Source organism: Chlorobium ferrooxidans DSM 13031, assembly GCF_000168715.1.
GTDB lineage: Bacteria > Bacteroidota > Chlorobiia > Chlorobiales > Chlorobiaceae > Chlorobium > Chlorobium ferrooxidans.
On record NZ_AASE01000001.1, the window covers coordinates 58644 to 72803 of the forward strand.

At 49.9% G+C, this 14160-nt stretch carries 15 protein-coding genes and 1 pseudogene; 14 read left to right on the forward strand and 2 right to left on the reverse strand.

What is annotated here, in order from left to right:
* Positions 1-113 precede the first annotated feature (113 nt).
* From nifE to modD, 8 genes are all read left to right on the forward strand, one after another.
* Positions 114-1475, forward strand: coding sequence for a nitrogenase iron-molybdenum cofactor biosynthesis protein NifE (gene nifE, locus CFERDRAFT_RS00255; RefSeq protein ID WP_006365177.1), 1362 nt, complete (start codon positions 114-116; stop codon positions 1473-1475).
* The gene (locus tag CFERDRAFT_RS00260) at positions 1472-2824 is read left to right on the forward strand and encodes a nitrogenase component 1 (RefSeq protein ID WP_006365178.1); all 1353 of its coding nucleotides are present in this window, start codon (positions 1472-1474) and stop codon (positions 2822-2824) included. The genes nifE and CFERDRAFT_RS00260 overlap by 4 nt, the downstream gene beginning before the upstream one ends.
* A 13-nt stretch (positions 2825-2837) precedes the next feature.
* The gene (gene nifB, locus CFERDRAFT_RS00265; protein ID WP_006365179.1) at positions 2838-4112 is read left to right on the forward strand and encodes a nitrogenase cofactor biosynthesis protein NifB; all 1275 of its coding nucleotides are present in this window, start codon (positions 2838-2840) and stop codon (positions 4110-4112) included.
* A gap of 39 nt (positions 4113-4151) precedes the next feature.
* Positions 4152-4460 (forward strand): (2Fe-2S) ferredoxin domain-containing protein, encoded by a 309-nt coding sequence (locus CFERDRAFT_RS00270; RefSeq protein WP_006365180.1) that lies wholly within the window; start codon positions 4152-4154, stop codon positions 4458-4460.
* Between the two features lie 116 nt (positions 4461-4576).
* Positions 4577-5329: a molybdate ABC transporter substrate-binding protein gene (gene modA / locus CFERDRAFT_RS00275; RefSeq protein WP_198002375.1), complete on the forward strand. Its 753-nt coding sequence runs from the start codon at positions 4577-4579 to the stop codon at positions 5327-5329.
* A gap of 54 nt (positions 5330-5383) precedes the next feature.
* The gene (gene modB / locus CFERDRAFT_RS00280) at positions 5384-6070 is read left to right on the forward strand and encodes a molybdate ABC transporter permease subunit (protein ID WP_006365182.1); all 687 of its coding nucleotides are present in this window, start codon (positions 5384-5386) and stop codon (positions 6068-6070) included.
* Entirely contained in the window at positions 6067-7122 is a 1056-nt protein-coding gene (gene modC / locus CFERDRAFT_RS00285; protein ID WP_006365183.1) for a molybdenum ABC transporter ATP-binding protein, read from the forward strand. The genes modB and modC overlap by 4 nt, the downstream gene beginning before the upstream one ends.
* A 36-nt stretch (positions 7123-7158) precedes the next feature.
* A complete protein-coding gene (gene modD, locus CFERDRAFT_RS00290) occupies positions 7159-8094 on the forward strand; it encodes a ModD protein (protein ID WP_006365184.1) in 936 nt (311 codons plus the stop codon).
* Positions 8095-8099: 5 nt separating this feature from the next.
* Here the strand turns inward: modD and CFERDRAFT_RS12520 are convergent.
* Positions 8100-8267, reverse strand: a pseudogene (locus CFERDRAFT_RS12520) (DUF2442 domain-containing protein); the annotation flags it as partial.
* A gap of 89 nt (positions 8268-8356) precedes the next feature.
* Positions 8357-8506 (reverse strand): urease accessory protein UreH domain-containing protein, encoded by a 150-nt coding sequence (locus tag CFERDRAFT_RS11815; RefSeq protein WP_232209716.1) that lies wholly within the window; start codon positions 8504-8506, stop codon positions 8357-8359.
* 303 nt (positions 8507-8809) lie between these two features.
* On the opposite strand from CFERDRAFT_RS11815, the gene CFERDRAFT_RS00295 reads away from it, so the two are divergent.
* The 6 genes from CFERDRAFT_RS00295 to cysK all read left to right on the forward strand — a co-directional run bounded on the left by CFERDRAFT_RS00295 (position 8810) and on the right by cysK (position 14019).
* Complete coding sequence (locus CFERDRAFT_RS00295) at positions 8810-9622, forward strand: TOBE domain-containing protein (RefSeq protein ID WP_006365185.1); 813 nt, start codon at positions 8810-8812, stop codon at positions 9620-9622.
* A 365-nt stretch (positions 9623-9987) separates the two neighbouring features.
* Positions 9988-10455 (forward strand): DUF4395 domain-containing protein, encoded by a 468-nt coding sequence (locus CFERDRAFT_RS00305; RefSeq protein WP_006365186.1) that lies wholly within the window; start codon positions 9988-9990, stop codon positions 10453-10455.
* Between the two features lie 69 nt (positions 10456-10524).
* Positions 10525-11856 (forward strand): O-acetylhomoserine aminocarboxypropyltransferase/cysteine synthase family protein, encoded by a 1332-nt coding sequence (locus tag CFERDRAFT_RS00310; RefSeq protein WP_006365187.1) that lies wholly within the window; start codon positions 10525-10527, stop codon positions 11854-11856.
* A 176-nt stretch (positions 11857-12032) separates the two neighbouring features.
* A complete protein-coding gene (locus tag CFERDRAFT_RS00315) occupies positions 12033-12299 on the forward strand; it encodes an HPr family phosphocarrier protein (RefSeq protein ID WP_040432798.1) in 267 nt (88 codons plus the stop codon).
* A 2-nt stretch (positions 12300-12301) separates the two neighbouring features.
* On the forward strand, positions 12302-12955 hold the full coding sequence (locus CFERDRAFT_RS00320; RefSeq protein ID WP_006365188.1) for a LuxR C-terminal-related transcriptional regulator: 654 nt from the start codon (positions 12302-12304) through the stop codon (positions 12953-12955).
* Between the two features lie 110 nt (positions 12956-13065).
* A complete protein-coding gene (gene cysK / locus CFERDRAFT_RS00325) occupies positions 13066-14019 on the forward strand; it encodes a cysteine synthase A (RefSeq protein WP_006365189.1) in 954 nt (317 codons plus the stop codon).
* The last annotated feature ends 141 nt before the right edge of the window (positions 14020-14160 follow it).

The window sequence follows — 14160 nt, forward strand, 5'->3', positions numbered from 1 at the left end:
CCGTGGGAGCGGGAGATAGGTAGCGCAGGGTTTCAACCCTGGGTTTATGGGATGCAAACCCCGATTCGTCGGGGATGCTCCCTGTAGTAACATTTTTATCAGGAGTAGCGGCTATGGAACATATTGGTATTCTTGAGGGAAGAGAGAAGCAGGTCTTTGAAAAAAAGATAGGTGCGGAGCTCTCCGACATAGCCTGCGAGACCTCCAGCCTCTCAGGTTCGGTTAGCCAGCGTGCCTGCGTCTTCTGTGGATCAAGGGTTGTGCTCTACCCTGTGGCCGATGCCATTCATATTGTTCACGGGCCGATAGGTTGCGCGGCATATACCTGGGATATCCGGGGCGCCGTATCATCAGGACCTGAACTGCACCGGTTAAGTTTTTCTACCGACCTGCAGGAGATGGACGTCATCTATGGCGGTGAAAAAAAGCTCTATTTATCACTTATTGAATTGATTGAGCAGTATAAACCGAAAGCTGCCTTTATTTATTCGACCTGCATTGTCGGCCTTATCGGTGACGATATCGACGCCGTATGCAAAAAAGTTGCCGCAGAAACAGGAATTCCGGTACTGCCGGTTCATTCCGAAGGGTTCAAGGGCACCAAGAAAGATGGCTACAAAGCCGCATGCTTTGCGCTGATGAAGCTGATCGGCACAGGATCGACCGAAGGGATCAGCAAATTGAGCATCAACATTCTCGGCGAATTCAACCTTGCCGGAGAGGCATGGATCATCAGAAAGTACTATGAAAGAATGGGTATCGAGGTTGTCTCCACCCTGACCGGTGACGGGCGAATCGATGCGGTAAAACGCGCACACGGAGCTTCACTCAATGTGGTACAGTGTTCGGGTTCAATGACTTCGCTTGCCAAGGATATGGAGGAGAAATATGGCATCCCCTATATCAGGGTATCCTATTTCGGTATTGAGGATATGTCAAAATCGCTCTACGATGTTGCTCTCCACTTTCCGGATCATCCGGAGATCATGGAAGCAGCAAAGCAGGTCGTCAGCGAGGAGGTAAAAAAGCTTTACCCTGAACTGCAGAAATTCAAAAAAGCACTGACCGGCAAAAAAGCAGCTATCTATGTCGGTGGCGCATTTAAAACATTCTCTCTTATCAAAGCCCTGCGTTCAATCGGCATGTCGGTCGTACTTGCCGGATCCCAGACAGGCAATAAAGATGATTACAAACGACTCAAGGAGATGTGCGATGAGGGGACGGTGATTGTGGACGACTCCAACCCTGTTGAGCTCTCGAAATTCATCCTTGAAAAAGAGGCCGACCTGCTTATCGGAGGGGTCAAGGAGCGCCCGATCGCCTTCAAGCTCGGCATCGGATTCTGCGATCATAACCATGAGAGAAAAATCCCTCTCGCCGGATTTGTCGGTATGTACAATTTTGCACTGGAGGTCTACCAGTCGGTCATGAGTCCGGTATGGCAGTTCGCTCCACGAAAAGGAGGTAACCGTTGAAACACGCAAAAACAGCAACACAGAATGCCTGCAAGCTCTGCAACCCGCTCGGGGCATGCCTTGCCTTCCGCGGCATAGAGAACTGCGTGCCGTTCCTCCATGGCTCCCAGGGGTGCGCGACCTACATTCGCCGTTACCTGATCAGCCACTACAAGGAGCCGATTGATATCGCTTCGTCCAACTTCCATGAAGAGAGCGCGGTATTCGGCGGCAGCCATAACCTGCAGGTCGGACTGAAAAACGTCACCGCGCAGTACAAACCGGAAGTAATCGGCATCGCGACCACCTGCCTGAGCGAGACCATAGGAGATGATGTCCCCATGATCCTGCGGGAGTATACAAAGACATACAGAAACGGCACTCCCATGCCGATCATGATTCATGCGTCAACTCCAAGCTATCAGGGCAGTCATATCGACGGCTTCCATGCCGCCGTAAGGGCTACGGTTGTGACATTGGCAGAGAAGGGTGAGCGTCAGAACCTTGTCAATATGTTCCCGAACATGGTTTCACCGGCAGATCTGCGCTACCTCAAAGAGATCTTCACTGATTTCAGACTCCCCTGTATGCTCCTGCCTGACTATTCACAGACGATGGATGGCGGACCGTGGGGCGAGTACCACCGTATTCCGCCGGGAGGCACTCCGGCAAGCGCCATAGCAAATGCCGGAAAAGCAACAGCAAGCATTGAGTTCACCTCAACACTTGCCGCATCGAAATCGGCAGCCGGTTATCTCGAAGAGGCTTTTGGTGTGCCGCGTCACCAGCTCTCTCTGCCGATCGGCATCAAGGAGAGCGACAAATTTTTCGATCTGCTCGAAACCCTGACAGAGCAGCCCCGGCCGGAAAAATATGAGGATGAACGGCGCCGTCTGGTTGATGCCTATGCCGATGGTCACAAATATGTCTTTGAGAAAAAGGTGATCCTCTACGGAGAGGAGGATCTTGTTGTCGCCATGACCGCATTTCTTCGCGAAATCGGCATGATGCCGGTTCTCTGCGCCTCGGGAGGAAAAAGCGGGCAGCTCAAACAGCGGCTCATTGAGCTGATTCCGGACCTGGAGGAACAGGGAATCAAGGTGCGTGAAGGGGTCGACTTTATGGATATAGAGGATGAGGCCAAAATACTGAAACCGGATTTCCTGATCGGCAACAGTAAAGGCTATACCATGTCACGAAAAAACAATATCCCGCTGCTCAGAATCGGCTTCCCGATTCATGACCGGTTTGGCGGACAGAGAGCGCATCATATCGGGTACAGAGGAACCCAGGAGCTCTTCGACCGGATTGTCAACACCGTTATCGAACAGCGGCAGAATGCTTCATCAATCGGCTATACTTATATGTAAAAGGGAGGAAACCATGACACTGAAAATCGCAAACCACCCCTGTTTCAACGATGCCTCCCGCCACAAGTTCGGGCGTATCCACCTCCCTATTGCACCGAAATGCAATATCCAGTGCAACTACTGCAATCGTAAATTCGACTGCATGAATGAAAACCGCCCTGGTGTTACGAGTAAAATCCTCTCGCCGCAGCAGGCAATGCACTATCTCGATCAGGCAATGATCCTCTCTCCGAACATCGCCGTCGTCGGTATTGCCGGCCCCGGAGATCCCTTCGCCAATCCGAACGAGACCATGGAAACCCTTCGTCTCGTAAGGGCAAAATATCCCGAGATGCTGCTCTGTGTGGCAACCAACGGCCTTGACCTGCTGCCTTACATTGATGAACTTGCCGAACTTCAGGTCAGCCATGTAACCATCACCATCAATGCAATCGATCCTGAAATCGGTTCGGAAATCTATGCATGGGTTCGGTACAACAAGAAGATGTACCGCGACATTGACGCAGCAAGAGTGCTTATCGGCAACCAGCTTGAAGCCCTTAAACGGTTGAAGGAGGCCGGTGTCACCGCAAAAGTGAACTCGATCATCATTCCGGGGATCAACGATACCCACGTGATCGAAGTCGCCCGTAAAGTGGCTGAACTGGGTGCTGATATTCTGAACTGCATGCCCTACTACAGCACCACCGAAACCGTTTTTGAAAACATTCCGGAGCCATCGGTGGATATGGTCGCTGAAATCCAGAAAGCCACAAGCGAATATCTGCCGCAGATGAAACACTGCTCCCGCTGCCGCGCCGACGCAGTCGGTATAATCGGTGAAATCAACAGCGAAGAGATGATGCAGAAACTGGCTGAAGCCGCAGCACTCCCAAAAAATCCGACTGATGTTCGTCCCTTTGTCGCCGTCAGCTCTCTGGAAGGTGTTCTGATCAACCAGCACCTCGGTGAAGCCGAACGCTTTCTCATATACGGAATGGATTATGACAAAAATGAGTGCGTGCTGGTCGATTCAAGAACAGCTCCCCCAACCGGCGGAGGCCAGCAGCGCTGGGAGGAATTGGCCGGTATTCTCAAAGACTGCCGGGCCCTGCTCGTCAATGGAGCGGGAGGCTCACCGACCAAAGTGCTGAATGAGCATGGCATAGAGGTTATGGTGCTGGAAGGGATCATCGAGGAGGCCGTCTACGGCGTCTTCTGCGGCCAGGATCTGAAACACCTCATGAAAAGCAGCCAGATTCACGCATGCGGTTCAAGCTGCAGCGGAACCGGCGGAGGTTGCGGGTAATAACAAACGATCTAAAAAAACAACAAAACAAAAACCATCATGGACAAACCGAAACATCACATTCTTGTCTGCGCAAGTTTTCGTGCACAGGGCACACCACAGGGAATCTGCCACAAAAAAGAGTCGCTCAGCCTTATCCCCTATATCGAAAGCGAGCTCGCTGACCGAGGCATGAGCGACGTTGCCGTCTCGGCAACCGGATGCCTCAACCTCTGCGAAAAAGGGCCGGTCCTTGTTGTCTATCCTGAAAACTTCTGGTACGGTGAAATTGACAGCGAAGGTAAAATCGACGACATTCTTGATGCACTTGAAGAGGGTGAATCCTGCGAAGATCACCTGATCAACTAAGTTTTCCGATCTGCACTGCCTGTTGTATCAGACAACGGCAGTGCGGATTTTTTTTCAATCTCCGTTATTTCATATAATACATAACGAAAACGAAAGAAGTCACCATGAACATGACAATGATTCAAGCCATGAAAAAGGTCACCATCCTCTGCTTTGCTTTGCTGACGATGACCACCCTGACGGCAAAAGCCGGAGAGCTGAACCTCTCGGTTGCCGCAAGCCTTAAAGAGGTAATCAATGAATTGACTGTCAGTTATAGCGCAAAACATCCCGGCACTCTGTTTCTGAAAAATTTCGGACCATCCGGAACACTGGCCGGGCAGATTGAAAATGGCGGCCCTGCCGACCTGTTTATTGCTGCAAATAGAGAGTGGATGGATTATCTGAACAACAAAAAACTGGTCGATGCATCAACTATCAAGACCTTTGCCTACAACTCGCTTGTCTTTACCGGCACGACCAATAAAGGGGTGAAATCAATAAAGGATCTCCCGAAACTCGACAAAATCGGGATCGGCAGCCCGAAAAGCGTTCCGGCCGGTGAGTATGCTACGGCTGCCATAACCAAAGCAGGCGTAATCTCTCAACTCACCAACAAGCTCGTCATGGCCAAGGATGTTCGCGAATGCCTTATGTACGCAGAACTCGGAGAGGTCGACGGCTCTTTCGTCTACAAAACCGATGCACTGCTGGCAAAAAAATCGAAACTGCTCTTTACCGTTCCGCAGGCTCTCTATCCCCGTGTTGTTTATCCGATGGCACTGACCAATAAAGCCGCACAGAACCGTGAAGCAAAAGCTTTCATTGCTTATCTTCAGGGCAAGGAAGCCAGATCGGTTCTCACCAAATACGGATTTATCCTTAAATAAGAACAATCACCAGGCACTGAACACAGGAACTATTGAAGTTGTACTATTGAGAAGATGCAGTTGACTCCGGAAGATATAACAGCAATCGTACTGTCGCTGAAAGTTGCGCTTTCAGCGACAGTACTCTCTTTGCCTTTCGGCTTTGCTGTCGCATGGCTGCTGGTCTTCAAAACATTACGGGGAAAGGTGGTTCTGGAAGTTCTTGTCAACCTCCCGCTCACCCTGCCTCCGGTTGTTATCGGCTATTTTCTTCTGCTTCTGCTCGGCAACAAGGGCTGGGCAGGCAAACTGCTCAGAGAAACCGGTTTTGAGGTGATTTTCACCTGGAAGGCCGCCGTTATCGCCTCGGCAGTTGTCGGCTTTCCCCTCCTTGTCCGATCGATTCGCCTTGGCATGGAGTCAATTGACCGCCAGCTTGTCGAAGCCTCCCGGAGTCTTGGCGCATCCTGGTATGACTCTCTCTTTACCATTATTCTGCCTCTTTCTCTCAGAGGCATTTTCGCCGGAGCCTCCCTGATGTTTGCCCGGAGTCTTGGTGAATTCGGTGCCACCATCATTGTTGCGGGAAATATTCCGGGGCGAACGCAAACCATTCCCCTGGCAATCTATGATTACGCCAGTTCACCTTCAGGCAGTGCGATGGCTCTGTCGCTTTGCCTTGTATCAGTCATTATTTCGGTTGCCGTACTCCTGCTGCATGAAATGCTGGGAAAACAGCTCCAGCGGAGTACCGATCAATGAGACTTCGAATTGATGCAGATAAAAAACTGGGCAGCTTTTCCCTTGAAGCGCATGCCGATGTTTCAGGAGAGCGAATCGGAATTTTCGGCAGCTCCGGAAGCGGAAAGTCCACTGTAGTCAATCTTGTTGCAGGCTTGCTGAAACCGGATAAGGGCGAAATTTTCCTTGACGATGAGAGCCTCTTCAGCAGCAGCAAAAAAATCGACCTATCCCCGGAAAAGCGGCGGATTGCCATTGTTTTTCAGCACTCCATGCTCTTCCCTCACCTGAGCGTCAAGGCAAACCTGTTATATGGCTATAAACGATGTGCTATCGAAAACAGACACATCAAGCCGGAATCCCTTATCGATCTCCTTAAGCTTAAACCACTGCTGAACCGGGGAGTCAAACATCTCTCCGGCGGAGAAAAACAGCGGGTCGCACTCGGCAGGGCAGTTCTGGCCAACCCCCGCCTTCTGCTCATGGATGAGCCGCTTTCAGCTCTTGATGACCGGCTGCGCTTTCAGATCATCCCCTACCTGAAAAGCGTAAGTGAAGAGTTCAGGATACCCTACCTCTTTATTTCGCACTCGCTGACAGAGATGCAACTGATGACCGAGCAGGTTCTTGTAGTAAGCGCGGGCAGAATTACGGAAACAACGACTCCTGAGCGACTTGCACGAAACAGGATGGCAGAGAGCCCGAAAGGCTACCTCAATCTGCTGCGTCTTGCCAATCCGGTTCTTCAGAACGGCCTCTATCTATATCGCTGGGGCACCAACAGCCTCTGCATCTCGGATGGAAAACCCGATGAAGAGTCACTGTTCGAACTCTCTTCGCGAGAGATCATCCTGTTTAAAAACCACCCGGAAGCGATCAGTGCCCGCAATCTTCTGGAGTGCAGGGTTACGGAGATGTTCAATTCCGACGGAAGAGTCGGTATTGTTCTCTCTGCCAATGGTGAAAAACTGGTTGCGGAAATTGTCCGTGCTGCCGCTGATGAGCTCGATATCACTCCCGGCTCTACCCTTTTTGCCGCAATAAAGGCCTCCTCGTTCAGCCGGCTGTTATAAATCCGGCTATTTTTCTGATGCATTTGACAAAACAACATGATGACATTCCAACTACCTGAGTCTGATATTGAGCGCTTCCTCGAAGAGGATCTGCCCTATGGTGATCTGACAACATCACTGCTCGGCATTGGCGGTTTAAATGGAGAGATAATCTTTACAAGCCGCGAAAAGACCGTCGTCTGCTGCACCGAAGAGGCCTCCAGGGTACTTGCGCAATGCGGCGCTTCAGTTAACTTCAGTATGAAAAGCGGCAGTTCGGTTCCTGAAGGAGCGATTGTTCTCTCTGCAAGCGGGAGTGCAGAAGCGCTTCACGCCGGATGGAAAGTCGCCCTCAACATCCTGGAATATGCTTCAGGTATCGCGACGAGAACACGGGAAATAGTTACTCTTGTGCATGAGGTCAATCCCGGCATAGTGGTTGTGACAACCCGGAAATCTTTTCCCGGAACCAAAAAAATTTCACTGAAGGCCATCATGGCCGGAGGAGCACTGCCCCACCGCCTTGGCCTTTCAGAGTCCATCCTTGTCTTTCGCCAGCACACCGAATTTCTTGGGGGGGTTGACCGGTTTCTCGGCTCGATTGCAGCACTGAAAGCCAGAGTACCGGAACATAAAATCATTGTTGAGGCTGAAAATCCGGAAGAGGCGCTGAAAGCCGCTATTGCAGGGGCTAATGTGGTCCAGACAGATAAAATTTCACCGGCTGAGCTGGCGCTGCTGGTTCCCGAAATTCGAAAACAGGCTCCATCAGTAAAAATTTCCGCCGCAGGCGGCATCACTAAAAATAATGCTGCCGATTATGCCAAAAGCGGGGTAGATATTATTGTTCTTTCATCGGTTTACTTCGGCAAGCCCTCTGACATCGGTGTTGCGATATATCCCGTCTTCCTTTCGCCTGAAGGCGCACTGACAATTCCGAGCAGTGCATCAATGGAGATATCTTCATCCAGTAGTGGCCAGTGTATTCCGTAGCCGGAAGGGGAGACTTCAAAAGTTTGCTTTTCCGTTTCATTGGCCTGATGCAAGGCCGGAGAGATTTTTTGCAGATCAAATCTCCTTATTTCGCCATCAATACTGATCTCGAAAAAGTCCTCATCAAACTCTATGTTGCCAATATCATGATGTTTGGCAGGATTGAATGTCATCTTGTCATGTTGTTGTTTTTACGTCAATATACTATTAAAAAATTATTGCATGATTTTGGGGTACGCATGGGGCCGTATGCAATACGCCCCTACAGTGCTGCAACAATAAACCATACGCCTGTGGCAATCATGATGAGGCTGGCGATGCGGTAGAAGCGTTTGCGGGTGGTTTGGCTGATGGTGTTTACCACCTTTCCGACCAGAATCAGGGCGGGGGCGGTGCCGAAGAGGAGCGTCATGAGGGCCCCATGAACATACCTGCATAAGGATTCTCCGTTTCAATGGCAGATTTTGTTCATCAAGGAGGTAGTCAGCGATAAAGCAAGTGGCGATGATGGTGATTTTTTTGCTTTCGACGATGGCGACTTTTATTTGTGGTCTGTTGTGAGGAGTCGTTCTCCGAAGAGGCATTGGTTGCGCTGTAATCGAATACGTGTAGAGTGAAATCGTAATGGCAGATTACACGGAAAACTTATATTCCGGTTCAAGTGTGTGCGCCAGACACCAGATACGTAACCGTTTATAACCAATGCGGGAGGAGGATGGTGAAATGCAATAAAGACGCGGTCGGCCTTGAAGGCTCCATCTGGTTTCAGAAAGCCGAGAACAAATATCTTGGCGGAGAGAGAATTGCCCTGCTTGAAAAAATCGATGAGCTCGGCTCCATCAACAGTGCAGCAAAGGCCGTCGGGATCAGCTATAAAACCGCATGGCATCTGGTCAATATGGTGAACAATCTCGCTGAAAAGCCTCTTGTTGACCGTGTAACAGGAGGAAAAGGCGGTGGCGGCACCGTTCTGACCAGGGAGGGAAAAAAAGTTATCGAACAGTTCCGGATTGTTCAGGAAGAGCACCGGAAGTATCTCCAAAATCTTGAAAGCCGTCTCGGCGACGCAAGTAATCTTTATCAATTTTTACAAAGAATATCCATGAAAATCAGTGCACGCAACGTCTTTTCGGGTACTATTGACAACATTACAAGAGGCGCGGTAAACGCGGAAGTCACGCTTCTGATCGGCGAAGAGACCCGCATCACAGCCATCATCACCAACGGAGCAGTTGACAACCTCGGTCTGAAAAATGGCATGAACGCCTATGCCATCGTCAAATCAAGCTCCATCATTATCGCACAGGAGCTGCACGATGCAAAACTGAGTGCCCGCAACATCATGCCAGGCATCATCAGCAAGCTTATCGAAGGTCCGGTCAGCACGGAGGTTGATGTCGAAATCGGTGGCGGCAACGTCATATCGGCAATTATCACCCATGGCAGTTCGGAAAAACTTGCACTCAAAGAGGGCGATCATGCCTGTGCACTCTTCAAGGCATCAAGTGTGATACTTGGTGTTAACTGAACTGAAAACAGTGTAATAGAACAAGCATTCAATCCTGACTTCCTCTGTTTTTTCTGATAGAGGAAGTCAAGAAAAAAACAGAGTTTATTTGGAAAGTTTCCGAAAAATGGTTAACAATCGTTAATACGTAATCAACAAGACGTCGAATCATGAAAGCAATGACCTCCAACATAATCTGTACAAGCTGTTGCTGTTGCGGAATGCAGAGCAACTCTGATACAGGAATATACCGGAGGAGATTGTAGCCCCACATGGATTCATGAAATGCGTACACTCTTTTAAAAGCCGGTCCTGAATTGTCAGTACCGGCTTTTTTTATTGTCAAACAGATTTTTTTACACCAAAAAAACGAACCACAACCAGCCATGTCCCATTCACTGAAATCAACAGATTCAACCGTGTGCACCGGAATACCACTTCCGGTTGTCAAACTGAACCGGGTCGTCCTGCTTACCGGTATTGTTGCTGCCATTCTCACGCAGCAGCCGGTTATTACGACCCTGCTCTTTGTGATCATTCTCGGATCCGTTGTGTTTGGCCGAAAAGGGAGCCTCATCTTCTTTGTCGGATCGCGAATTTTTGCAGAACAAAACAAACGTGCGGCCACTGAAGACCCGAAGCTCATGCGTTTCAATAACTCCATAGCAGCAATATTGCTCGGAGGTGCCCAGTTCGCATTCCTGCTTGGCGCCCCCCTTACCGGGTGGATTCTCTCAGGATTTGTCGCCGTTGCCGCAGCCATTGCCCTCGGAGGGTTCTGCTTCGGTTGCTTCTTGTTCTACCAGTTCAATTTGCAGCGCTTTAAATTTTTCGGTCCAAAACAGCAACAATAACTTTTGCGATCGTCCTGTTTCTAAAAAAGTGTAATAGCATCATCATTAATCAATCAAGGAGAATTTTCAATGAGTTCAGCAAACTACCGTTTTGAAACACTCGCCCTGCATGCAGGCCAGAGTGTTGATGCAACCCAGTCGAGAGGAGTTCCGGTCTACCGTACCAGCTCCTATCTCTTCAAGAACACCGAACATGCCGCAAACCTCTTTGCCCTGAAAGAGCTGGGCAATATCTACACCCGGCTGATGAACCCGACAACCGATGTGCTGGAACAACGGGTCACACAACTTGAAGGCGGCGCCGCATCCGTAGCACTCGCATCAGGCACAGCCGCGATTTTCAATACCATCATCACCATTGCCGAAGCCGGAGATGAGATCGTTTCGGCAAACAATCTCTACGGAGGCACCTACACCCAGTTCGATGCCATTCTCCCAAAACTTGGAATTACCGTTAAATTTGTTGATCCGAAAGACCCTGCCAATTTCGAACGTGCGATAACTGAAAAAACAAGAGCACTCTATATTGAAACCATCGGTAATCCCGTCCTTGATTACAGCGATGTAAAGGCAATTGCCGAAGTGGCTCACCGAAACGGCCTGCCGCTGATTGTCGATGCAACCTTCACCACCCCCTATCTGCTCAAAACCATTGATCTGGGAGCTGACATTGTGATAAACTCCCTCACCAAATGGCTTGGGGGCCACGGAACGGGAATCGGCGGTATTGTTACCGATGCCGGGCGTTTCAACTGGAAGGGAGGAAAGCACCCGCTCTTTACCGAACCGGACAAGAACTATCACGGACTTCGCTGGGGCATTGACCTTCCGGAACCACTGGCTCCGATAGCATTTGCCCTGAGAGTGCGTACGGTTCCGCTCAGAAATCTGGGTGCAAGCATCTCTCCGGATAATTCATGGATCTTTCTTCAGGGTATCGAAACCCTCCCCGTCCGGATGGTCCGTCACAGTGAAAATGCACTCAAGATTGCAGAGTACCTTGCAGCACATCCGGAAGTGACCTGGGTCCGCTATCCCGGACTGAAAAACGATCCATCCTACCCCCTCGCATCACGAGATCTGAAAAACGGATTCGGTGGTGTCGTGGTATTCGGCGTTAAAGGGGGATACGATGCCGCCGTAAAAATCATCGACTCCATCAAGCTCTTCTCTCACCTCGCCAATGTCGGTGATGCCAAAAGCCTTATCCTCCATCCGGCAAGCACATCCCACAGTCAGTTGACGGAAAAGCAGCAGCTTGAGAGCGGTCTCTCACCCGACCTGATCCGCCTCTCCATCGGCCTTGAACATCCCGATGATCTGATTGAGGCTCTTGATGAAGTGCTGCATACGGAGGAGTCGCACAAGCAGGGGTGGTTGTCCAAGCTGATCAAAAAATAAATCCCGGACAGCTCTATAAATCTATTACGCAATTCGATGGTATAGTTGGGCGGTGCTCAAAATCCTCATGTACTACGTGTACATTCCGGTTTCTCCGCTCCGTCCGCCTCACCCTCGAACCGCTCACGACAATTTATAGAGCTGCCAACTGTTTTATATCCATTAACAACACAACCATGGTGAACAAGCATCTCACAGTAAAGACTCCTCACGGCCTCCATTTCCGTGCTGCTGCAAAAATCCTGAGGATTTCCAGAGAACAGCAGTGCTCCATTTTGCTTGAGAAAAAAAATGGTGAAACAGCCAGTGCTGAATCTTTACTTGAGATGCTCACCCTTTGCGCAATTTCAGGAACAAAGCTCAAGGTAACAGCTGAAGGCCGGAACGGATGCAGAGCTCTTGCAATGATAGAAGAGGTTTTTGAAAACGGGGCAGGTATCTGACCATGAACAATCATAAAAGAAATATCACTCTTGTAGTTGCTGATACCCAGTTTTTAACGAACGAAGCACTCAAGTCAATTCTCTCTCCGCTTTACCAGGTGGTACACCTTGTTTCAACCAAGGCCGGGCTCCTGCAGTATCTGCACCAGGAGACCATATCTCTTGTCATTACGGATTACACACTTTTCGATTTTGATTCAATCGACGATCTCGGCGAGATAAGAAAGCAGTACCCTGATATGGGAATAATCATATTGACCAACGCAATAACACACATCAAGATCAAGGAGCTGAACGACAGCGGAATTAAAAATATTGTACTGAAAACGGATGATGGCGATGAGCTTTTTCATGCTATTGAAGCGGCATTAAAAGGGAAAAAATACTATTCCGGTGACGTGCTTGATATTCTTTTGAAAAAGGATGGGCCGATGGAAGATGCGAGCCTCCTGACAACATCAGAAATTGAAATCGTCCGTCTGATTGCCGCAGGCTTGTCAACAAAAGAGATTGCAGTCAAAAAACATATCAGCTTCCATACGGTCATGACACACAGAAAAAACATTTTCCGGAAACTGAGCGTTTCAAGCAGCCCGGAGCTCATGATGTACGCGATCAAAGCCGGATTGATAGACAATATTGAATACCACATCTGACATACCTATACCCTATTTGCGGTATAAAAGATGCCCTTTACAGGGGATTTACATTACGGGGCATATTCTTCATCTTGAACTATTCACAAACGCTTAAACAATCAACAACCATGGGACGTATTGCAAAAAAACTGACTGACCTTATCGGTAACACCCCGCTGCTTGAACTTGGCAATTTCGGCCTTGAACATGAAGCTCTGGGCTCGGTCATCGCCAAACTTGAATACTTCAATCCGGGCGGCAGTGTCAAGGACCGTATCGGTTTTTCCATGATCGAGGACGCCGAGAAAAAGGGCCTGCTCAACAGGGATACCGTCATCATTGAACCGACCAGCGGTAACACCGGTATTGCCCTTGCATTCATTGCCGCGGCCAAAGGGTACCGCCTGATTCTCACCATGCCTGAAACCATGAGTATTGAACGCCGCAACCTGCTCAAGGCTCTTGGAGCCGAACTGGTTCTTACTCCAGGACCGGAAGGGATGCCCGGCGCCATCAGAAAGGCTGAAGAACTTCACTCGGAATATACCAACTCCTTTCTCCCCCAGCAGTTCAAGAACCCGGCCAACCCTGATATCCACCGCAGAACCACAGCCGAGGAGATCTGGAAGGATACCGACGGCAAGGTCGATTTCTTTGTCAGCGGCGTAGGTACCGGCGGCACTATCACCGGTGTCGGTGAAGTGCTGAAGCAGCGGAACCCGGGTGTGAAAATTGTTGCCGTTGAGCCCTTCGACTCCCCGGTTATCTCCGGAGGAAAGCCCGGACCGCACAAAATACAGGGAATCGGCGCAGGATTCATCCCTGACATCCTCAATACCGGTATTATTGACGAGATCATCCAGGTAAAGAACGAGGATGCCCTGCGTACAGGACGGGTTCTGGCCCGCACCGAAGGACTCATTGTCGGCATCTCATCGGGAGCTGCGGCGTACGCTGCACTGCAACTCGCCCAGCGTGAGGAGAACAAGGGTAAAAATATTGTCGTTATCCTTCCTGATACCGGCGAACGCTACCTCTCAACCCTTCTCTACCAGTTTGAGCCCGAGCAGGTCAATATCTGAGCATGAATCTGTTGCTGCTCTCTCAGGGGCATGAACAGAAAAGGATTTGCGGCAGGAGATCGGAATGCTTCCTGCCGTCCGGTCCCTATGACATCAATTTTTCAAATACAATGAACTATCCGGAAAGGCATCCGGCTCCGG